The organism is Acetobacterium sp., assembly GCF_039830195.1.
GTDB lineage: Bacteria > Bacillota > Clostridia > Eubacteriales > Eubacteriaceae > Acetobacterium.
Map to the genome: position 1 here is coordinate 190,840 of NZ_JBDODG010000011.1, position 21,967 is coordinate 212,806.

Annotated in this window: 15 protein-coding genes and 1 tRNA gene; 2 read left to right on the forward strand and 14 right to left on the reverse strand. The window is 44.2% G+C overall.

Translation table 11 applies throughout. The annotated features are described in order from the left end of the window. Window positions 1–21: 21 nt before the first annotated feature. The 4 genes from pduB to ABGU93_RS04535 all read right to left on the reverse strand — a co-directional run bounded on the left by pduB (window position 22) and on the right by ABGU93_RS04535 (window position 3,779). On the reverse strand, window positions 22–807 hold the full coding sequence (gene pduB / locus ABGU93_RS04520; protein ID WP_286808398.1) for a propanediol utilization microcompartment protein PduB: 786 nt from the start codon (window positions 805–807) through the stop codon (window positions 22–24). Window positions 808–835: 28 nt separating this feature from the next. Beyond that, window positions 836–1,111 (reverse strand): propanediol utilization microcompartment protein PduA, encoded by a 276-nt coding sequence (pduA, locus tag ABGU93_RS04525; protein ID WP_014356948.1) that lies wholly within the window; start codon window positions 1,109–1,111, stop codon window positions 836–838. Between the two features lie 293 nt (window positions 1,112–1,404). Beyond that, window positions 1,405–2,523, reverse strand: coding sequence for a response regulator (locus ABGU93_RS04530; RefSeq protein ID WP_347412302.1), 1,119 nt, complete (start codon window positions 2,521–2,523; stop codon window positions 1,405–1,407). A 2-nt stretch (window positions 2,524–2,525) separates the two neighbouring features. Further along, complete coding sequence (locus tag ABGU93_RS04535; protein WP_347412303.1) at window positions 2,526–3,779, reverse strand: PocR ligand-binding domain-containing protein; 1,254 nt, start codon at window positions 3,777–3,779, stop codon at window positions 2,526–2,528. A 404-nt stretch (window positions 3,780–4,183) separates the two neighbouring features. Between ABGU93_RS04535 and ABGU93_RS04540 the strand changes: the two genes are divergently transcribed. Further along, window positions 4,184–4,259: transfer RNA gene (locus ABGU93_RS04540), tRNA-Ala, on the forward strand. 39 nt (window positions 4,260–4,298) lie between these two features. Here ABGU93_RS04540 and ABGU93_RS04545 read toward each other — a convergent pair. The 9 genes from ABGU93_RS04545 to ABGU93_RS04585 form a co-directional block, all read right to left on the reverse strand. Next, window positions 4,299–4,796 (reverse strand): DNA-deoxyinosine glycosylase, encoded by a 498-nt coding sequence (locus ABGU93_RS04545; protein WP_347412304.1) that lies wholly within the window; start codon window positions 4,794–4,796, stop codon window positions 4,299–4,301. A gap of 107 nt (window positions 4,797–4,903) precedes the next feature. Then, a complete protein-coding gene (locus tag ABGU93_RS04550) occupies window positions 4,904–6,478 on the reverse strand; it encodes a metallophosphoesterase (RefSeq protein ID WP_347412305.1) in 1,575 nt (524 codons plus the stop codon). Next, window positions 6,475–7,398 carry a hypothetical protein gene (locus ABGU93_RS04555; protein WP_347412306.1) on the reverse strand — a complete coding sequence of 308 codons (924 nt, stop codon included), beginning with the start codon at window positions 7,396–7,398 and terminating at the stop codon, window positions 6,475–6,477. The genes ABGU93_RS04550 and ABGU93_RS04555 overlap by 4 nt, the downstream gene beginning before the upstream one ends. Continuing rightward, a complete protein-coding gene (locus tag ABGU93_RS04560) occupies window positions 7,392–8,315 on the reverse strand; it encodes an ATP-grasp domain-containing protein (protein WP_347412307.1) in 924 nt (307 codons plus the stop codon). The genes ABGU93_RS04555 and ABGU93_RS04560 overlap by 7 nt, the downstream gene beginning before the upstream one ends. Before the next feature lie 32 nt (window positions 8,316–8,347). Next, window positions 8,348–10,120 (reverse strand): ABC transporter ATP-binding protein, encoded by a 1,773-nt coding sequence (locus tag ABGU93_RS04565; RefSeq protein ID WP_347412308.1) that lies wholly within the window; start codon window positions 10,118–10,120, stop codon window positions 8,348–8,350. Continuing rightward, complete coding sequence (locus tag ABGU93_RS04570) at window positions 10,117–11,856, reverse strand: ABC transporter ATP-binding protein (RefSeq protein WP_347412309.1); 1,740 nt, start codon at window positions 11,854–11,856, stop codon at window positions 10,117–10,119. Before ABGU93_RS04570 ends, ABGU93_RS04565 begins: the two co-directional genes overlap by 4 nt. A 3-nt stretch (window positions 11,857–11,859) precedes the next feature. Next, window positions 11,860–13,536 (reverse strand): GH3 auxin-responsive promoter family protein, encoded by a 1,677-nt coding sequence (locus tag ABGU93_RS04575; protein ID WP_347412310.1) that lies wholly within the window; start codon window positions 13,534–13,536, stop codon window positions 11,860–11,862. Then, on the reverse strand, window positions 13,533–15,254 hold the full coding sequence (locus ABGU93_RS04580; RefSeq protein ID WP_347412311.1) for a GH3 auxin-responsive promoter family protein: 1,722 nt from the start codon (window positions 15,252–15,254) through the stop codon (window positions 13,533–13,535). Before ABGU93_RS04580 ends, ABGU93_RS04575 begins: the two co-directional genes overlap by 4 nt. Before the next feature lie 9 nt (window positions 15,255–15,263). Further along, entirely contained in the window at window positions 15,264–15,566 is a 303-nt protein-coding gene (locus tag ABGU93_RS04585) for an STAS domain-containing protein (RefSeq protein ID WP_347412312.1), read from the reverse strand. 511 nt (window positions 15,567–16,077) lie between these two features. Here ABGU93_RS04585 and ABGU93_RS04590 point away from each other — a divergent pair. Continuing rightward, window positions 16,078–18,318, forward strand: coding sequence for an Ig-like domain-containing protein (locus ABGU93_RS04590; protein WP_347412313.1), 2,241 nt, complete (start codon window positions 16,078–16,080; stop codon window positions 18,316–18,318). An 81-nt stretch (window positions 18,319–18,399) separates the two neighbouring features. Here the strand turns inward: ABGU93_RS04590 and ABGU93_RS04595 are convergent, their stop codons facing one another. Next, window positions 18,400–21,828, reverse strand: a complete 3,429-nt coding sequence (locus ABGU93_RS04595) for a pyruvate carboxylase (RefSeq protein WP_347412314.1) — start codon at window positions 21,826–21,828, stop codon at window positions 18,400–18,402. Window positions 21,829–21,967 lie beyond the last annotated feature (139 nt).

The window sequence follows — 21,967 nt, forward strand, 5'->3', positions numbered from 1 at the left end:
TAGAAAACTAACAACAGCTACTTAAATATAAGGAGTTGTTACAGGTGGGCAAGGACCGCCAAGAGCTTCTAAAGCTTGTTTACCAACTTCTCTAGCAGCGTATACGGCTTGACGAACTGCACCAGCGTCTCCAGAAATGAAGATCATTGATTCATTCGAGTATTTGGTTCCGCCATTATCTGGTGAAGCATAACCACAAAGTTCTACGTTAGCAGCTTTTAAAGCAGCATCTGACATTAATACGCCGATACCAGCTGGAGCACCAACAATGATTGCGAAAGCTTTCCCGATTGGAGCACCTAATACCATATTACAAGCAAAGCTTGCGCGGGCTGTATACTGGAATTCCAGATGTCCGGCAGCATTTGCATATACATCTCCGAAGGTTCTGTTTAAGTCGTTAAGAGCAACTTCAACAGCACGTTTTGCATCAGATACGTCTTCAGCACCAAAGATAATTAAAGAACCATGACCTGCGCCACCTTCAGTATCTCTTGCAAATTCACAAGAAACAACTTCACAATTAGTCGCTTTTACAGCTTCATCAGCAGCAAAAACTTGTGGGCCAGCACCTGTTCTGGCGGAAAGAATACCAATTGATCTGTATTTAGGATCAATTTTCATTGCTTCATGTAAAGTTCTGTCCACGTTTGCAATAACAAAACCTATCGTGTTTCCTACTGCAGTACCAACAAACTCAGTTAATCCGCAAACACCAGTTGCAGCGGCAACTGTGCCTGTTTCTTCAACTTCGCTCATTTTCTTCATAACTTCTTCCATCAATTTGTTCATTAAATCATCTTTCATTAATTTACACCTCCGTAATTATAAAATATTATAGACTTGGTAAAATTTTCTCCACATCACCGTGTGGTCTTGGGATTACGTGTACTGAAACAACTTGTCCAACTTTGTCAGCTGCTGCAGCACCTGCATCAACTGCAGCTTTAACTGCTCCAACATCACCACGAACCATTACAGTTACTAATCCAGAACCGATTTTTTCGTAGCCCATTAATGATACATTTGCTGATTTAACCATCGCGTCTGCTGCTTCAATAGCGGCAACCAGACCTTTAGTTTCAATCATACCTAAAGCTTCGTTTGTCATAAGCTCTATCCTCCTTAATTTCAAGATTTTGTTACTGAACTACCTATATTTTAATTCAAAGGCTATGATAATTACTTGTGCTGTTCTTATAAAATTATTGTAAGTTTCTTTGAATCACCTTGAAAACCTTTTACTACCGCGGTTTTTTGTCTCTGTACACAAAAACATAGTGGAATATTTTGTCTAATCCCTGCACTTTAAAGTCGCATTTGTTTATCACTCCACATAAAAAGAACAGGTCCACCATCAGGTTTTCCTGTTCTCTTATTTTACTCTTTTATTTGATTTTTGTATCAGGATACTTCCCGATGTTTTTCGGTATATTTTTCATCCTTCGGATGGGCCTTGCCCAAATGTTCGTCTTCCTCCAGAGCAATACCGCGGCGCTCTTTCCGGTATTCGGTGGGTGTCATCCCTGTACTCTTTTTAAATACCTTGCTGAAATAATTCGGTTCATGGTAAGAAAGATCCAGCGCGATATTGATAATCGGAACATCGGTATTGGCCAGCATATCCTTGGCAATTTCAATTTTTCGTTCTGTCAGGTAGGTTACAAAGTTAACACCGGTTTCCTTTTTAAAGATCTTACTTAAGTAGTAAGAGCTCATATTGGCATACTCCCCAACCTGATCAAGCGAAATATCCTTATAACAGTTTCGATCAATATAATTCAAAATATCTTCGATATTGTTCTTTCGTGTTTCTTTATTGTCAAGCATCCGGTCAAAGACCTTGTCAATAGTTTTCATGATTTCTATTTTTAAATCATAACGATTTTTATAGCCGTTGACAAATTGCATGTTATTGCTTGTGCAAAGCGGACTATTCAGTTCATAACCGCACATGTCCTGAGTAACAATATTGAGTTCCTCCATAAAATGTTTGATTTCTGCCTGCACCGACATAATATCATAGGTATGGTAATCATAAATCATATCCAGATAACTGATCAGGGCTGTTCTGGCATCACTGTACTTTTTCTGGATAATGGCAAAAATGACTTCATTCATTTTTTCATCGAATCGCTCTTTAGCATTATTTTTTAGTGAAGCAATGCTCTGATTGATTGAATCCATGAGTTGTTGGGGTCGGATCGGTTTTAACAGAAAATCATCCACCCGAGCTTTGATCGCCTGATGGGCAAAATCAAATTCATTAAATGCCGTAATTAAGATAACCTTTTTTTCATGATCTTCTTTTTTGATCATTTTTAAAACATCAATTCCATTAATTTCCGGAATATTAATATCCAGGAGGATAATATCCGGATTTAGCCGACGGATTTCTTCAATGGCCACCAGTCCCGAAGATGCTTCGCCGACAACTTCGATATTTTCGCCATGTTGACTAAGAATGAGCTTAATCGCTTCAATCTCTAAATGCTCGTCTTCAACAATAAACAGTTTATACATGATTATAATCCCCTCCCAGCTAGAGATTTACGGGGTATTTTAATAGTAATTTCAGTGCCTTTTTCAAGCTCACTTTTTATTTCAACCCCATAATCAACGCCGTAGTAATACATAAGCCGCTTGTTTGCGTTATTTATTCCAATTCCGGTATTCTTTTCCCGTCCGTCCGCTTCATAGGTTCCATCCAGAATTTTATGGATGCGATCACCGGGAATTCCCTTACCGTCATCAACAATCTTCAGAATCGCTATTTCCTTCAGAATATCCGCCGTTATTCTGACCGCGCCACCTTTGGCGTTGGGTTCAATGGCATGGATAATGGCATTTTCAACAAATGGCTGGATGGTCATAAACGGACATAAAATATCTTCAGCCATCTCATCCACTTCCACCGAATAATTCAGTCGATTTCCCAGGCGCATTTTCTGGATCGATAAATAATTTTGCACATGTTCCATTTCTTCTTTCAGCGTTACCACATTGTTCTTTTCTTTTTTCAGGGTGTAGCGCATCATATCCGAAAACGCATAGATCATTTCCTGGGTTTTGTCTGCCCCTTCTAAAAGTGCCAAACGACCAATCGTGTTTAACACATTAAACAGAAAATGCGGATTAATTTGAGCTTGCAAAGCTTTTAAATCAGCTTCTTTTAATGAAGCCTCGACTTCACTTCGCAATTTAACCTCTTCCATCAATTCCAGGTTCTTATTATGCAATTCCTCCTGGATAATGTGAATCATCTGTTTTTCGACCAGATAATTAGCAATGGTATAGAGCAGATCCGCTGCTGCTCTTACCTGGGTTAAGGTCGTTTTTAATGTTTTATCATATAAGTCAGTGATTTCAGGGTTTTTCGAAAAATCCGTCAGTTCATGGCTAGTGCCGAAAGGCAGACGTTTCATTTCTTCTTCATCAATTTTTACCTGTCCCGCCATAATAGCGCCCAGATAATTCCCTTTGACCATGATTGGAACCGCAAGGTCTACCAGTCCCCCATGGCAAATGTAAATCGATGGTTTTCCGGATCGTGCCGATTCAATGCCGCCGTGGGCATCTGACTGAAAGCAGCAGTCCCGATTGTTGCTCTCCTTTCTGACACAGGTACAGTATTCCGAAAAATTACTGTATTCCGTAATTGGATTGCCTTTGTAATCAACCGTAACCGCGGCAAGTCCGGTGGCATCTGAAAATGAATCCTGGATTCTTTGCAGTACCTCTACGTCAATAATGTCAGTAATCTTTAGTAAGACTCTCATAAAACAACCCCTTTAGACAATAATCCCATAATTTTCATTTTACATCGATTTCTATTGAGTAATATTATAACACAAACAGGAATTTTTTGGCATTTTTTTTACCATTTTAGATTATTTTGCTTTGCATCAGTATTATATTGCTTCGTATTTTTATATTTATTGGCATTTCAGATAAATCAGATATTTTCTTGACTGCAGTCATTTGAACAATTCCGTATTTTATCGGTTGCCAGTAACAAATCGACTTTTTCTCACTTCATACCCCTCAATCAGTATTTTTTTAAACATTTTGTCATCGCATTTAGAATAATAGACTATTTTTTTCTAATGTTTTTAAAAAAACACTTGCAAATGAAAGGCAACTCCATTATACTGTAAAAGTGTCCTGAAAGCAGTATCATCTTGGGGGTGTGGCGAAGTTGGGATCGCGTCTGACTGGCAGTCAGAAGGCCAGGGGTTCGAGTCCCCTCATCTCCACCAATTTAGAATTTTTTAAGAGAACCGTCGAGGTTCTTTTTTTTATAGTTTAAATACACTTTTGCATGAATTAATCTCTTCCCTCCAGTACGTTACCAGTTTTTCCAAAGAATAGCTGGCATTAGCAGGACTGGTGGATGGCAGTTTTATGATCTCTTTGTTGGTTTCCTGATAGCAATGACGGTTGTACAATTCATAAGCTTTGCCACCATTGGCATAAACGGTTTCGATGGCAGTTATATCTAATAATTTCCGGATATCATTGGGCACCACATTTTTAATCGAGCTGTCACTTGAGCCATTGATATCACAGGAATAGATCACATCCCAGACCGCGATATGATTTTCTAACATCATCGTCTTTTGTTCTTCAATAGTGAAAGGCGTGGGCCAGCCCGTCAGGGCACTAATGACCTTCCAGAATCGGTTTTGAGGATGCTGGTAATAAAAACCGTCTGCTCGGGATTTAACGGACGGAAACGTCCCTAAAATCAGAATTTCTGATCTTTCATTGTAAACTGGCTCAAATGTATGAATCATCGGCTTTTTTCTCCCTTATCATCTTTTATATTATCATAAAGACTCAATCTTAAAACACCCGTGAATTTGCTGATGCAGATCCACGGGTGTTTTGCTTTTTCAGTTTTTTAAATCCGGACTGCCTGAGCCTCAGTCCATCGGGTAATGGTCTGGTCCGGTGAATACTGATACAAATTGACGGTTTCGATGGCCGATCCAGCTTTGGGCGGGGTGATCACCACAAAGGTTCGGGTCGGATAACCCTGGGCATTGTCAATCCAGGTTCCGCTGTTAGCATAAATGGTCTTCTGATTGTCGCGATTGGTCATCGCGATGACATCCGCCACATGAGTATGGCCAAAAATAACAATCCGTTTGGAAGCATCCAGATCAAAAAATTGCGTTTGGGCCTGATAGTCGGTAAAAGCCGGAACGGCCGCCCGGGTGATGGCTTCGCTAACAGGGATTTTAACCGCTACGCCATTGATGATCTGGCGCTCTTCCCAGGTATCCTGGATATTATGGTATAGGGTTGCATCAATGATCCCGGTTTCTTTGTCTTGTTGGGGGATACAGTCATTAATAGAATAATTCTCAGTGAACCCATCAATATTGGTTTTTAAAACCTTGTCATCAAAGCTTTCCTTAACCGGCAACACCGATAGAATCGCTTTCCAGGTTTCGTAATATAAATAGGCGTTAAATTGACTGGGGTCTTCTTTATTGGGAATCATTTCCGGGAAGATATTGTCTGACTGGGGATGGCCCTCGATCACACAGGTGGTGGCAATGCGGGTAAAAAAATAACCCGGTGGCAAAATATTGGTCTCATCCTTTGTGATCGCCCGGTTCGAAATCGGATCGGGGGTACAGAAAAAATTATACTTGTGGCCATGCTCGATGACAATTTCTGAATTGGGACCGGTGACATAGGTGCCCAGCCCCTGCAACTCTGCTCTGGCCTGACTGATACCCGGAAAAATCCGGGCCACATCAGCCTCGGTCAGCAATAAATCATGGTTGCCGGGGACATAGGTTACTTTGATTTTTCGGGCTTTGATGATGGCATTAAAGCCGTCTATGATGGCCTGATTGTTAGCCGCCACCTGATCAAAGAAGGCTGCTTTGGAATCCGGCATTTGATAATCCATCGGTAAAAACCATTCATCCAGCAAGTCGCCACCGATGACCAGCTCTTTGACATTGGGCGAATTTTTTACCGCGGCCAGGAAATCCACCAGTGCCTGTTTGTTTTTTTCCAGCTCGGCAAAAGACGAATCGACGCCCAGATGAAAATCGCTGGCAATAATAATTTGGGTTCGTTCTTCGTTTAGTTCCGGGTTGCCAGCTAAATCAAAGTCAATATTGGTGGCAAAATAGCCCACATAATCACAACCCAGCGAGGCTTTGTTTTTTGAGGACAAGGTGCTTTTGATGACAAGCTTGTATTCTTCCCCCTGATCAAATCGGGTGATATCCTGATTATTGATACGGATCGATTTGGGGTCGTTGAGATCAATTTTTACCGCACAGGCTTCTTCCACCGGATTCCCAACGCGATCGATACGATACAGCTTCACCGCCTCAGCGATAGTAGCCGGGTCCAGCTCATCGTTGAATTTCAACAGAATGGTTTGAATTCTATCGTTGACCGGTGGGTTATCCAACTGATCAGATACTAAAATATTAGCCTCGAAGTTCATATTTTCTTTTCTTTCCTTTTCTGGGCTTCTGCCATAATATTCTTCAGCGTCAGCAACAGCGGATTGCTCTGGCTATTACTGAGGGCGTCCTTGGAATAGGTCAGTCCAGTCATCGAGTTGGCTTCACAGATGTAATAGGTGTCGTTTTCGCCAAACAGAAAATCGATGCTGCCAAAGTAGATATCCAGCACTGCGGCAGCTTGTTCAGCAATTTCCACTACCGCCGCCGGCGGCGTAATAAATTGCAGATCGCCGCCCTGGGACAGGTTGGATTTAAAATTGTCGCCATTATCCCGGATATAAGCCGTTGAGAATTTCCCACCGCTTAACATAATCCGCATATCCCGGCCTTTTGAGGCGGCGATACACTCCTGAATCAGGATATGATCATCAAAATTCATGGCGGCATAAATATCCAGAATATTTTCCAGTTCTTTCTCGGTTTTGATCTGAACGACGCCTTTACCCTTGCTGCCGTGCATCACCTTGACCACACAGGGCAGTCCCAGTTCGCTGGCAATAAAAGAGGGTTTTGTTTTGGGGGTCATCAGCACCGTTTTAGGAAATAAAAAGCCCTGATTGGCAGCTCCCAATTTTTGAAAGGTCAATAGTTTGTCAGCCGTGTTGTTCAGACTTTCGGAGCTGTTGACACAAAGTGCATCCAGGGATTCCAGCATTTTAACCACCGCCTTACTGTGGTAATTATTGCCTCCAAAGAAAGCCGATAGCGAAAAGTCCGGAATATCCACCGCTTCACCATCGATAAAACAATGCTGGCTGGCGCCCGGTTCGCACATCACCTGGACCTCACTGACATCCACGGTTCTGATGTTGACGCCCATCTTTTCAATCAGCGCAATAATCGTCTGGATCGACGGTTCTGCCAGGGTTTCGTGATTAACTAATAACCAGCCTAGCATGTTTTACCACCTTCTCTCAATCGTTTTTTCCAGAGCGGTTCCGGTCGATCCTTGATCTGTTTCATTAAATCCGCAAACATCACTTTGATGTCAAAGGCCACTCCCGGCATCGCGTTGGCTTCACATAAATAGAAGGTATCATTTTCGCCAAACAGAAAATCGACACTGCCCATATTGATTTTTAGCAGCTGGGCGACCTTTTCGGCGGCCTCAATTACCGCTGCCGGTGGGGTATATTCGACGATATGACCGCCCTTGGCCAGATTGGATCGAAAGCTCTGTTCATTCTGACGGATAAATGATTTGACAAACTTGCCGTTGGCCAGAATCATCCGCAGATCCCGACCCGAGGAGGCTTTGATGCATTCCTGAATAATAATCTGATCGCCGATTTCACTGGCGGTGCTCATGCTGATCAGGTTGTCCAGTTCTTTTTCATTGTTAACCAGCACCACGCCCTTGCCCTTACTACCATGCATGACCTTCATCACCACCGGATAGTCAAACAGTTTACTGACAAAGGATGCTTCCGTGTACTCGGTGACTAACAAAGTTTTGGGAAAACAAACCGCTTCAATCGACTCAGCCACCAACTGAAAGGTCAACAGCTTGTCGTCAACATTTTTGATGGCATCGTATGAATTGATGCACAGCACCCCCAATGATTCCAGCATTCGCAGCGCCGCCGAGGTATGGTAGTTTTTTTCCGTAAAGAAGGCTGCCACCACATAATCCGGCACCTCCATGATTTCATCACCCACATAGAGTTTTCCGTCAAAGTCATGGTCACAGACCACATGAATCTGCAACGGATCAACCACAGTCAGATCGACATGGAGCTCTTCTACCACCTTCATAATTTTCACAATTGAAGGATCTTCCATTTTACCGGGATTTCTTAATAACCAACCTTTCATTTTAACCTCCTTGATTTTATTTATCTGAGTTTTTAATTATCTGATGCACTTAAATATAAATTGGCGTATAAACCACCCAGCTTCATCAGTTCGGCATGACTGCCGACCTCTTTAATATCACCTTCCATCATAAAAATAATCTTATCGGCATTTTTGATGGTAAAGAGCCGATGGGCGATAATAAAGGTGGTTCGTCCTTTCATCATCGCTTCCATGGCCTGGGTGATCAGTATTTCGGTTCGGGTATCCACCGACGAGGTCGCCTCATCCAGTATTAATACCTTGGGATCGGCAATAATCGTTCGGGCAATGGCCAGAAGCTGACATTCCCCCTCGGATAGGGTGGTAAAATCGCCACCGATCCGGGTCTCATAGCCCAAGGGCAGTTTTCTGATAAATTCGTCGCACTGGGCTTTTTTAGCCGCCGTGATAACATCTTCCCGGGTTGCCCCGCTTTTGCCATAAGCAATATTTTCTTCAATGGTCCCATCAAAAAGCCAGGTATCCTGGAGGACCATGCCAAAAGCAGATCTCAAATTATGTCGGGTCAGATCTTTGACATTCAAGCCTTCCAGTAAGATACTGCCGTGATTGATTTCATAAAAACGCATCAACAGATTGACCAGGGTTGTCTTGCCCGCGCCACTGGGTCCTACCACCGCCAGAATTTCTCCCGGTTCAGCGGTTAAAGACACATCATGAAACAGGATTCGTTCGGGAATATAGCCAAACTCGACATGGTTAAACTCGATCCGACCTTTTGTATTAGCCACATCTAAAACCTCGGTACCCAGATCCGGCTGTTCCTCTTCCCGATCCAAAAATTCAAAGATTCGTTCGGCTGCTGCCGCCCCAGCCTGGATAAAGTTCAGGTTATTAGAAATCAGAGCGGTGGGACTGGCAATATTATTGGCATAGATCAGAAAGGCCTGAATCGTCCCAATGGTCATGGCCCCGGTAATCACAAAAATCCCCCCGACCACACAGATGCCAATATAAGCCAGGTTATTGATCAGCTTCATCAGCGGCGAGCTCAAGCCCGAATAAAACCTGGAACTTAAATAAGATTTGAAAAAGCGCTGATTAATATCATCGAATTTTTCTGACGACTTTGCCTCGTGATTAAAAGATTTGACGATTAAATGACCATCATAGACCTCTTCAATCAGTCCATTTAAGGCCCCTAACTCTTTCTGCTGCCTTCTGAACAGCACCTGGGTCTTTTTGGTGATTAGTTTCATCACAAAATAAGACAATGGAAGCGCCACAAAAAAGATCAGACTCAACTGAACATTCAGCACCAGCATCATCACAATGATCCCGATAATGCTGGTGGCCTGAACCAGAATCTGGGTCAGATTGCTTTGCAGCGCCCCAGAAAGGGTGGTGGCATCATTGGTGACCCGGGAAAGAAGATCCCCCCGTTCACTCTGATCCAACACATTCAGCGTCAGTTTGTTCAGTTTTTCCTGAATATCTACCCGTAGTCGTTTGATCGCCAGTTGCGATAGATAGGTCGTCCGCATGGTGGCATAATAGGCAAACCCGGCACTTAAAATATAAAGCGCAGCCAGGATAATCAGTTGCTGTCCGATATAGGAAAAATCAATATCTCTATTTTGAGCAATACTGTCAGCAATACTGTCTGTCACGTCCTTGGTCACCACCGGTGCAAAAATCGCAAAGATGGTACTGGCAATCAAAGCCAGTGCCACAAAAAAGATAACATGTCGCTTATCCTTTAAATAATGACTCAGTCGCTTACCGATGGTACCAAAACTGTATTTTCTTTTTTTTGCTTTCACAGTGATTCCTCCTTCCCATCGCTATAGGATTGGGATTTCAGAATTTCCTGATAAACCAGACAGTCGCGGATCAGGTCATCATGTTTACCCTGACCGACAATGGCGCCATTATCGAGCACCAGAATGCGATCGGCATGTTTAATGGTGCTGATCCGCTGGGCGACGATTAGCACTGTTTTATCGCCAAATTTTTCGCGAATGGCTTTGCGAACCAGCGAGTCGGTTTTAAAATCCAAGGCCGAAAAACAGTCATCAAAGATCGTGATCGGGGCTTTTTTGACAGCGGCTCGAGCGATCGAAAGACGCTGACGCTGGCCCCCGGAAAGATCCTTACCGCCCTGGGAAATGGTGCTGTTAAGTTGTCCTTCCCGTTCATTGACAAAGTCCAGGGCCTGGGCAATCGCCAGGGCTTCGGTAACCTCTACATCGGTGGCCTGTTCCTTGCCGACACGGATATTTTCCAGCACGGTACCGCTGAACAACACCGATTCCTGGGGAACATAGGCGATGATGCTTCTTAAATCATGCTGGGTGCAATCCCGGATATCGATGCCATCAATCACAATCGCCCCAGCACTGACCTCGTAAAGCCGCATAATCAAATTGACCAGAGTTGTTTTCCCGGAGCCAGTGGCCCCGACAATAGCGGTGATTTTCCCCGGCTCGGCGACAAAATTCAAACGCTCCAGGACCGGAATTTCAGCACCGGCATAACCAAAAGATACATCTTTAAATTCAATTCGGCCGGTAATATTTTCCAGCGCGGTGGGATTTTCCTTGTCCTGAATTGAGAATTCGCAATCCAGCACCTCTTTAACCCGCGCAGCCGAAACAGCCGCCTGGGGATAAGCCATTAATAAGGCCGAAACCAGGCCCAGGGCGGACATAAACATTAAGACATATTGGATAAATACCATCAGACCGCCCAGACTGACAATTTGCTGCTGCACTTCTTCAGCACCTAACCATAGAATAATCACCATCGTCAGATTCATCATCAACTGCATCAATGGCGCAAAAAAAGCCACTGCATAGTTTGCTTTGACGGCAGCTTGCATGCCTTCCTGGTTGGCCTGGCCAAATTTTTCCGTTTCATAATCCTGTTGGTTAAAGGCCCGGATCGCCCGGACCCCGGTGAGTTTTTCTTTCATCAACAGATTCAGCCGATCCACCTTCTGCTGCATCATCTTAAACAAGGGCATGCTTCTGGCAGTGGTCAAGCCGATGATGAACGTTGTAATCAGAAAGGACCCCAGCAACAATAATGTCAGGGTGACGTTTTCCCGAAACGCCATTACCAACGCGCCAACTCCGGTGATCGGAACCAGTAGCAGTGACCGTAAGCCATTAATCACCACAATCTGCATCTGCGTGGCATCGGTGGTGGAGCGGGTCAACAGGGTAGCGGCTCCAAACCGATTAAAATCGGTCTGGGAAAAGCTCTTTACCTTGTCAAAGACATCAGCCCGAATTCGGCTGGTAAAGGAAGCGGTGACATAGGCTGAGTAATAACTCGAAGCGACCATACAAACCGCCGCCACCAGTGAAACGCCTAACATCATCGCGCCACTTTTCAGGATATAGGGAGTATCGCCCTGGGCCACCCCATTTTCAATAATGTCCCCCATCATCGTGGGCAGATAAAGTTGGGCCGCCGCCTGGCTGAGGACAAAGACAAATACCAGAATCATCTGAAGCCGATAATCTTTTAAATACCGGATAAGCAAACTAACCATCGGCTACTCCTTATCCACAAGGGCAAAGAAAAAGTTCTCTTTGACCAGGGTATCAATCACCCGGACCGGTTTTAACTGATTCGCGGAAATTCCCCGCATGATCATCAGATCACGATAGAGGGCATAGGTTTCTTCCTGAACAAAAGAAATCTCCGAGGGACTCAAGACGCCGCTTTTTACCTTGGACCCAATCGAAGGATTAGCCGTCCCCAACTTCTCTTCCATGATTTGGCGATACTCATCGTACCGTTCTTTGGGCAATGGTTTTTCTAATTCAATGAAAACCACATAACGGCCCGGTGATACTGCCACATCGGCATAGACCGAATAATCTACCAGTTCGCAGTCGGTGGCCCTGGCAAATTCCTTGACCGCCCAGGAAATACATTCTTCGGTAGTCTTTTCGCCGGCAATGCTGACCATCTGATTGAGGCGATAGACAAATTTGATCTTGGGACAGTTTTTATACCAGCCTACCACCCGAACCACATCTTTGATCCGATAACGGTAAAAGCCCGAGGTGTTGGTTAGCACAATTTCATAATCCTTACCGGTTTCCAGCTGTTCCATGGTCAGGGTTTCTTCCGAGTCTTCCTGATCCACCGGAATAAACTCATAAAAGGCCGAGTCCGGAATCAGCACGAATTCCTGGGCTTCCATTTCATTGCAGATCGCCATAATCGACTCCGATGCTGCATAAATACTGAAATAAATGGGGACATCCCCCAAATAATGACGCATTTTGTCCGTATAAACCGCAAATCCGCCACTGCCGATGGCGTGGACAAACGCCAGCTCGGGCCATATTCGGGGAATGATCGGAGTCTCAAAACCTTTTTCGAATTCTTTTCTTAACTCTGCCGCCCGTTTAGGATTTGGCTTAATCTGGGTCAGCAACTGAACTTTAACATCATCGGGTATTTTTATATCCGGATGAATGGTCCCTTTTTCGATATCATCGACGAGCAGTTCCCAGTTCATTTCCAGATATTTCATCAAATCGGAAACGGCGGTCATAAAGGCCGAAGCGATATAAGATAAGGATCGGTCCATCAGCGCAAAGCGAAGATGGGCATACTTGGTATCCATAATCTCTCTGGGAAAAACAATTTCCTTAGGCGAAGTAAACATTAGAAACAAAATGTCTTTGATACTGTAAACACCCCGTCCCGAAATGGACCCCGCAAACAAACCGTTGGGAAGAGTTTCAAATTTTACTTCCATCAGATTCAGGCCTCGGCCTCGTTTCCACTTTTTGCCCAGGGCCCGGGCGATGATGGCAAAGCTGAACTGAGTGGCATATTCCCGGTACAAATCAACGGTTTGTTCCGAAACCGGTATCCTTTTGGGATTATCCACACTTCCGGAAGTCAGGGCATAATGAACGATATTATCCTTGGTCAGCAGATCCTTTTCGCCCGCTATCATCCGTTCGATATAGGGGGCATAATCATCATAAATCGAAAAAGGGACCTTTTTTTTGTAATCTTCAATAGTGGTAATCTCGTCAAAATGGTAGCGTTTTCCGTATTCGGTATCAGCATTTTTTGTAAGCATGTCCAACATCAGCTGTTTGTTGATTGCTGGGGCATTTTCTGTTAAATAATCAAAATTTTCTATTTTTTTGTACCCCTTCTTAATATTAAGGGAGTAGACTATTTGGGGAATTAATTTTATCATTTTTCGCCTTCCTTTGCCCAATGAATAATACTGCTTTTGTCCGGATATTCTTTTACAATGGTCGGGAGCTTCGTCTGATTCACATTTTTCCCCGGCATAATGGCTCGGGTAAATAGCGAGTCCCGGTAGCCGTCCTGCATCACCAGAACCTCCGGTGCCGCCAATATATTATCGTTACGCAATTTACGATAATCCCGATTATTGGCCATCAGACTTTTATCCAGGGCTGCTCTGAACAACTCACCGTCAAGCGTTTCTGAGCAGGGTTCCAGCATAAATACCAGTTTTCGCTGATCAGCATCCAATAAAATCTGGAAAAAGCGAATTTCCTGATTTTGTTGGGTGGACACTGCTTGAATCGATCCCTCAATTTCGTAGATCATCAACTTCAAATTTTCGATGTCAAGGCGTTCGGAATCCTTGCACACAAAAACAACCCTGGGAATCTGGTTATTCATCTCTGCGACATAGACAATATCCTTCATATTATAGCGATACAGTCCGGAATAAGAAGTGATAATCAACTGGTAATAGCCACCTTTTTTTAACTCATGCGCCAGAACGGTTTCATTACCTTCTGTTCCCACCGGCAAAAATTCAAAAAAATAACCAAAAAGAGCGAGCAATCCGGCCGGATCCTGGGCTTTATCTGGTATATTGAATTTGCCTTCACTGGCACCGTAACCCCATTCCAAAAATTTCACGGTTGCGGGTAGATTTTTTTTAACATCAGCGACTATTTTTGCCGCACTGGAAGACATCCAACAGGACACAACCGAAAACTCCGGCCAGATTCCTGCCACATCCAGGCTTTTGTTTTTCGCCAGAATTGTTTTTAATTCTTCGGCCCGATCCGGGTTTGGCGATAATTTTGAAACAAGTCTTTGTCTCAGGTCTTCATCTAAACTAATTTTTGGTGATATCTGACCAGCTCTGATATCTTCCAGCAAATCAGCGGCAGCAGCATTCATTTTTTTCAGCAAGATATTAAAGTGGGCGATATTGCTGCAGACCACGCCAACCAGATTTTTTTCTTCCAGTGCATAACGGATCGTCAAATAATCGGTAGCCTCGTTGCTCAGTTCTTTGGCCATCATCATTTCTGGCGGCAGCACCATTTTTTTTAGCATCTCGATTGGCATATCTTTGGCCGCCTGACCAGACGCCGAGCCAATCGGGATACCGCCTTCAGTCTTTCCATATTCTGAGGGATTGGCAATTGCCAGTACCTTTTTTCCCGGGGCCACAACTTCCGGAGCCAGCATTAACAACAGGATCGCCCGAATCTGAGAAACCAGTCCTTTGACCAGTTCGCCGTTTTTACTTTCCGGAAGCAGCTTGGGAACACCGGTGGATCCGCTGGTCGCAATAAAACTGGCCGCCGATCCGTCAAAAAAAATATTCGCCGCCCCGGCTTTTAGTCTATCGATCTCCGCTGCCAGCTGGGAATAGTCTGAAATTGGCACCTTTTTTCTGAACATATCAACCGTTTTAGTCTCAGCAAATCCATATTTCTTACCAAACTCAGTATTTTCTGCGGATTTTAAAATATCCTGAAGCACACGCAATTGTGTGACCTCAGGACTATTTTCTATTATATAGAAGCTTTTGATTAATTTTTCATTGGGCATTTCCTTTAATAACTCCGGAATGCTTTTACCTTCACTACCCTTTAAGATGTCACTGGAAATTTCTTCCGGTTTTCTATCTTTTGTCATTTCATCACCTTATTCGATGGTTAAAATATCTGAAAAACCTGTCATATCAAACACTTCCTGAATCTCCGGTTTGACATTTCTGATCACTAAACTGCCGCTGAGTGCTTTGGATTTCTTTTGAATCAGTAGGAGAACTCGCAATCCGGCACTACTCACAAAGTCCAGTTTATCAAAATCCAGGATCATCTTAAATCCTTCTTTGCTGTAATAAGTTTCCATTTCTTTTTGAAATTCAGGAGAGGTATTGGTGTCCATTCGACCTTCCAGTTCAACCATCAATATTTCGCCGTCTTGTTTTACATCAATTTTCATTTTAGTACCCTTTCTTTCTTTCGGAATAAAAAACGTGATCGTCTATTTTTTTAATGAACAAAAGATTTCTTGCTTTGAATTTTAATTGATCATACCACAATAATTTGCCATGTGCAATTGTAAAAGCGTTCAAAATGTAAACTTGTATTTATAACCAAAGTTACTGGCTGGTCAAAAGTAACTTTGACTATTCTTTATAGTAGGAAGACGAACCGTGGCCCTATCGACTTCAATAAGTGCGTGAATATTTTCGACGTTTACTTTTCTTTTTATTTACAAGTCAAATTTTCTTTTACATTTTAGTTACAATCTATTTACATCAAGAATAATTTATGTTAGAATTACTACACTTAGAAGAAATCTGAGTACTTATGATCACTATAAAAAATTATATATACAAAAGGGAAGGAATGTCATGAAAAAGAACTCTATTATTTCTATTATTATTATCCTACTTATCCTCCTTACCGCCATTTTGTTTGTTCGCGGCTGTAGCCAAGAAGGAAGCGAAATGAAAAATTACACCGTGGCGGGCACCTACACTGAAACCGCGACCTATCAGAATGGAGAGATCAAGGTTTCTGATGTCAACATTGAAAATGCCACCTTTACTGGTAACCTGACTGTTGTTGATTCCGTTGTCGATGGGGATATTCGGTTGACCAACTCCGCTGTCCAAGGTGAATTACTGGTCAAAGGCGGAGGCACTATTTATCTGGATGGCGGCTCCTACCAGAACATTATCCTTGAGAAACAGGGGGTAAAAATTGTTTTACTTGGCGAAGCAACGGTTGAAACCCTCACCGCCAGAGCCGCGGCCAACATCGTGGTTGACAATCAAAGTAAGATTAAAACCTTAAATGTTGACAAAGCAGCCAGCCGAACGGCCATCACAACTCAGGAAAATGGCACCATTGAAAACATCCAGTCCCGGGGCATCAGCGACATCGTCCTGAATACACCGACCAAGCTGATTGGCTTTGGTACCAATGCTGGAGGCTCAACCCTTGTGGCCAATGCCGTGGTTGATAAAATTGTGGCTGAATCCAAAGTTACACTTACCCTTAACGCCAATGTCGGAGCTGTCTTGTTAACCGCCACCGGCGAAGGAACCAGCATCACGCTTGGCAATAATGCTGTGATTGCCTCTCTGGCCACAGAAACCCGGGTCGAAATTACTGGTGAAGGCAGTGTCACCAGCGCTACCACCAACGATGTTTTATACATTACCGGTACCATTACCCCGGATGTGGTTTATATTACCACCAAACCGGTTGTCAGTGATCCCAATGGCGGATTAATGGTCTCAACCAATACCAGCCGCCCGACAGAAATCACGGCGGGGAGCAGCAGTTCCTGGTATTCAGATTCCAGCAATTCTGGCACCCTTATTAATTCAAGATACGATGTGCCGCCACTCAATCCAGTGGATCCCGTCACTCCTCCATCACCGCCAACTCCACCTAGCCCACCGATTAATATTTCGGTAGAGGCGATTCAGGTAACACCGGTTGAAGCGGATGTGATTATGGGCAATACCTTAAAACTGAACACCGTGATTTTCCCGGCCAATGCCACCAATCAAACCATCATCTGGGAATCTTCCAATAACAATGTTGCCACAGTTACGAATGGGGTGGTCACACCAGTTGCCAATGGCGAGACTACGATCACCGCCCGAACTCAGGACGGCAATAAAACTGATACCAGCAAAATTACGGTTAAAACAAATATCGGCGCCGTAACCATGATCAATACCATCAACGCCGTCAATAATGGCATTGCTGAAACCATTGCTTACGACAGCAACTATAACCTGCCGGTTGTCGTAATTGTCCAGGGTCACGGCAGCGAAATCTTACCCTGTTCCGTTAATTGGACCCCAAATACGGTGGATACCAAAAAAGTTGGTGAAACAACCTATACCGGAACCCTGGTGATGCCTTCTGGTTATGTCAACCTGAATAATGTCCAGGCGACGATTACCCTGACTGTTCTGGCCCAACCGGTGATTACCGCCAGTTCCGAACTGTCATCCCAGCGACTTTATTTAAATGAAGATCCCGCTCCGGTCTTTGTTGAGGCTAGTGTGACGGAGGATAAAACCTTGTCCTATCAGTGGTCTTCCCGGACCGGTGAGGTAGAAACCCCAATGCCAGAGGTAACCGGTCCAATTTACGATCCGCCAGCATCAACAACTCCTGGCACCGTCTACTATAGCTGTGTGATCACTTCTGAAAATGCAGAGCCCGTGACCGTATTAGCCGGAATTGTAGTGACCAGCGCTGACCCGGCTGTTTTACCGGAATCGCCCGAACCTGTTGATGTGGCTGCTGAAACCAGTCCCACTGTCCCCACCACTACATCCGGATTATCTGAAATGCCAACCATCAATGAACAGCCAACCAGTATTTCGCAACTGAGTGGTGTAGCTTTAGCAACCAGTTTAGCTCAGGCCACCCGGACTGCCCAGGCTGCGCTTGGTACCCCTAAATCGGATGCTACCATTGCTTCTTTCTCAGTTGATGCCAGTATCAGTGACGGCGGCGAACTCACCTATCAGTGGTTCGAAAGCTCCGACGCTGTCAATGCCGACGGCAAAGCGATTGATGGTGCCACCGCCAAAACCTTTGAAGCCGATGCTTCCGGCCCGGCTGGTACCACCTACTACTATGTCGAAATCACCAATACCAAAGCAGGCTGCCTGCCGGTTACCGCCGTCAGTGTCCCGGTTTCACTCACCGTCGTCTAACTAATTTAGTACAATAAAAAAAGAAGTGATCATCTAAATAATGGTGATCACTTCTTTTTTATCGATTATGTTGTTTAAAGCTTATTCCATTTCGACGATCAGTTCGCCGGATTGGACGCTTTGTCCGTCTGATACATAAATCCGTTTGACCTTGCCATCTTCTGCGGCGACCATTTCGGTTTCCATTTTCATGGCTTCAACAATAACCAGGGCCTGGTTTTGTTTTACTTCTTCCCCTTCGTTAACCAGTACTTTCAGAACGGTTCCGGGAATACCTGATCCGATCTGTTTGGGATTTTTAGGGTCGGCCTTCAGCATGGTGACCTTCTGCTTGGCTGAGAGGCTGCGCTTATCTTCGACATAGATCTCACGACGGAAACCATCCACTTCAAACATCAGTGGACACATCCCCTCATCATTGGGTAAGCCAATGTTGACCAATTTGATGATAAAGCGTTTTCCCTTGGATACTTCCACATCGATGACTTCTCCCACTTTTAATCCGTAGAAGAAGGCATGGCTTTCCATCCGCATGAAATCGCCATATTCCTGAATAAATTCGACATACTCTTTCATAACCTTGGGATACAGAGCGACACTTAATACTTCCCGATCGTCCAACTCACAACCAAATTCGTCCTGGAAGTCTTTTTTGATTTGATCAAAATCTTCGTCCGGTAGTAGAATCCCGGGACGCACAGTGATCGGTTCGATTCCTTTAAGGACAATTTTTTGAAGTTCCGGATCAAATCCGCCTTCAGGTTGTCCAATCATCCCCTTATAAAAATCCACCACCGAATCCGGATAGGATAATTCTTTTCCTTTTGTTTTGATGTTGTCCACGGTTAAGTCATTTTGAACCATGAAGATGGCCAGATCTCCCACTGTTTTTGAAGACGGGGTTACCTTGACAATATCACCCAGCATCAGGTTGGCTTCCATGTATTTTTCTTTGACTTCTCTAAACTTATGGCCTAAACCAAAACTTTCCACCTGGGCCCGAAGGTTGGAATATTGCCCGCCCGGTATTTCCAGTTTATAAATTTCCGTAGAACCGGATTTCATTTCAGATTCAAACTTGCTGTAAACCTGACGGGTAGTACTCCAGTAATCAGAAAGAATCTGCAGCTCATCCTCATTTAAACCCGTGTCTCTCGGCGTGTTCTTCAGCGCTGCCACAATCGAATTAAGCGCCGGCTGAGAGGTTAAACCGCTAACACCGTTCAATGCCGCGTCAGCAATATCGGCCCCGGCCATCTGTCCGAAGAGTACCGTAGCGACCCCATTGCCGGTGGTATCATGAGTATGGAGATGAATTGGCATACTGACTTCCTGTTTTAGAGCTTCAATCAGTTTATAGGCGGCTCCCGGTTTTAATAAACCGGACATATCTTTGATGGCCAGGATATGGGCCCCGGTTTTTTCAATTTCCCGGGCCATTCTCAGGTAGTAATCCAGGTTATATTTGGTTCGGGACGTGTCTAAAATATCGCCGGTGTAACAAATGCTGACTTCAGCAATCTTATCGGTTTTTAAGACCTCATCAATGGAAATCTTCATCCCGTCCATCCAGTTAAGGGAATCAAAAATACGGAAAATGTCAATTCCGCTTTTGGCCGCTTCCTGTACAAAGGCCCGGATTACGTTATCTGGGTAATTTTTATACCCCACGGCGTTGGCGCCCCGCAACAGCATCTGGAATAAAATATTGGGCACTCGTTTACGCAGCTCATCCAGCCGGCGCCAGGGCGATTCTTTTAAGAAACGGTAGGCCACATCAAAGGTTGCGCCCCCCCACATTTCAAGGGCAAAGAGATCCGGTGCCAGAGCTGCTGTTTCCCGGGCGATCTTAATCATATCCCGACTTCTAACCCGGGTAGCAGAGATGGACTGATGGGCATCCCGAAAAGTGGTATCAACCAGTAACAGTTTCTCCTGATCTTTGATCCATTGCACCAGACCCGCCGGTCCCCGTTCATCCAATATCTGTTTGCTGCCCCGGAATTCGGTATCTACTGGAATCGCTGGGATATAAGGCTCATCAAAATCCGGTTTATTACCGAAGGTTTCATTGACAATAATATTTCCAAAATACTTGAGTACGTTGGAAGCTTCACTTTTCTGATCTTCGATCTCAAACAACTCCGGATGATCGTCGATAAATTTGGTATCGCATTTCCCGCCGATAAAGGTAGGATGCTGAAGTACGTTGATGAGGAAATCCTTATTGGTTTGAACCCCTTCAATTTTCATTTCTTTTAAGCCGCGCACCGCTTTACGGCGGGCATCTTCAAAATTTCTGGAGAAGGCCGTACTTTTTACCAGCAGACTGTCGTAGTAAGGGGTAATTTCGGCACCGGTAAACCCATTGCCACCATCAAGACGGATCCCGAAACCGCTACCGGTTCGATAAACGTCCAGACGTCCGGTATCTGGCATAAAATGATTTTTAGGATCTTCGGTGGTGATTCGGCATTGGATCGCCGCGCCCCGGGTTTCAACGGATTCCTGATTGGGAATCCCGATTTCTTCTGAATTTAATGGTAAGCCCTGGGCAATTAAAATCTGGGACTGAACCAGATCGATGCCAGTAACCAGCTCCGTAACGGTGTGTTCCACCTGAATTCGCGGGTTCATTTCAATAAAATAATGATCGCCCTTTTTATCAACTAGAAACTCGATGGTTCCGGCATTGCGATAATTCACTTCTTTGGCCAGCTTGATGGCATCCTTGCAGATAGCCTGACGCTGTTCATCATTAATGCTTAAGGATGGGGTAAATTCCACAATTTTCTGATGGCGTCGCTGGATTGAGCAGTCCCGCTCAAAGAGATGAACGACATTGCCATGGTTATCACCTAGAATCTGCACTTCAATATGCTTGGGCTCTTCCAGATATTTTTCGACAAAAATGGTACCATCGCCAAAGGCCTTGGTTGCTTCACTGGTTGCCGAATGGAACTCTTTCAAGAGATCTTTTTCTTCCCTTACAATTCGCATTCCCCGGCCACCGCCGCCGGCGGCTGCTTTTAAAATAATCGGATAGCCGGCTTTTTGAGCGAACTCCAGGGCTTCGGAATCTGAGGTGATCGGTTTTTCAACCCCGGGAATGGTAGGGACATTGACGCTTTTAGCAACAATTTTCGATTGGATTTTATCGCCCATTTTTTCCATCATTTCATGGGTTGGTCCGATAAAGACAATCCCTTCCTCTTCACAGCGTCTTGCAAAAAGCGGGTTTTCGGAAAGAAATCCATAACCGGGATGAATGGCATCAACTTCTTTTTTCTTGGCCAGGGTAATGATTTTGTCCATATCCAGATAGGCTTCCACCGGGCCATTGGTACCGGTAATCAAATAGGACTCATCGGCCTTGGTTCTAAAAAGGGACAGCTTATCTTCTTGGGCATAAATTGCCACGGTGTGAATACCAAGCTCCTGACAGGCCCGGATAATTCGGATGGCAATTTCGCCGCGATTTGCGATTAGTACTTTATTAAACTTCTTCATCTTTCCTTCTACTTTCTATACGCATTTTTATGCATAAATAATTCTCATCTGCAAAAAATTAATTGTAGCTATTATATAAAATTGTACCGAAATATTAAAGCTATTTTTTTATGAATATCTAATTATTTTTCGCAGCTGC

Coding starts and splice junctions, on each gene's coding strand:
- ABGU93_RS04535 (WP_347412303.1), bottom strand. CDS start 3,779: ATGAGAGTCTTACTAAAGATTACTGACATTATTGACGTAGAGGTACTG.
- ABGU93_RS04530 (WP_347412302.1), bottom strand. CDS start 2,523: ATGTATAAACTGTTTATTGTTGAAGACGAGCATTTAGAGATTGAAGCG.
- pduB (WP_286808398.1), bottom strand. CDS start 807: ATGAAAGATGATTTAATGAACAAATTGATGGAAGAAGTTATGAAGAAA.
- ABGU93_RS04580 (WP_347412311.1), bottom strand. CDS start 15,254: ATGACAAAAGATAGAAAACCGGAAGAAATTTCCAGTGACATCTTAAAG.
- ABGU93_RS04585 (WP_347412312.1), bottom strand. CDS start 15,566: ATGAAAATTGATGTAAAACAAGACGGCGAAATATTGATGGTTGAACTG.
- ABGU93_RS04595 (WP_347412314.1), bottom strand. CDS start 21,828: ATGAAGAAGTTTAATAAAGTACTAATCGCAAATCGCGGCGAAATTGCC.
- ABGU93_RS04575 (WP_347412310.1), bottom strand. CDS start 13,536: ATGATAAAATTAATTCCCCAAATAGTCTACTCCCTTAATATTAAGAAG.
- ABGU93_RS04550 (WP_347412305.1), bottom strand. CDS start 6,478: ATGAACTTCGAGGCTAATATTTTAGTATCTGATCAGTTGGATAACCCA.
- ABGU93_RS04590 (WP_347412313.1), top strand. CDS start 16,078: ATGAAAAATTACACCGTGGCGGGCACCTACACTGAAACCGCGACCTAT.
- ABGU93_RS04560 (WP_347412307.1), bottom strand. CDS start 8,315: ATGAAAGGTTGGTTATTAAGAAATCCCGGTAAAATGGAAGATCCTTCA.
- ABGU93_RS04555 (WP_347412306.1), bottom strand. CDS start 7,398: ATGCTAGGCTGGTTATTAGTTAATCACGAAACCCTGGCAGAACCGTCG.
- ABGU93_RS04545 (WP_347412304.1), bottom strand. CDS start 4,796: ATGATTCATACATTTGAGCCAGTTTACAATGAAAGATCAGAAATTCTG.
- ABGU93_RS04570 (WP_347412309.1), bottom strand. CDS start 11,856: ATGGTTAGTTTGCTTATCCGGTATTTAAAAGATTATCGGCTTCAGATG.
- pduA (WP_014356948.1), bottom strand. CDS start 1,111: ATGACAAACGAAGCTTTAGGTATGATTGAAACTAAAGGTCTGGTTGCC.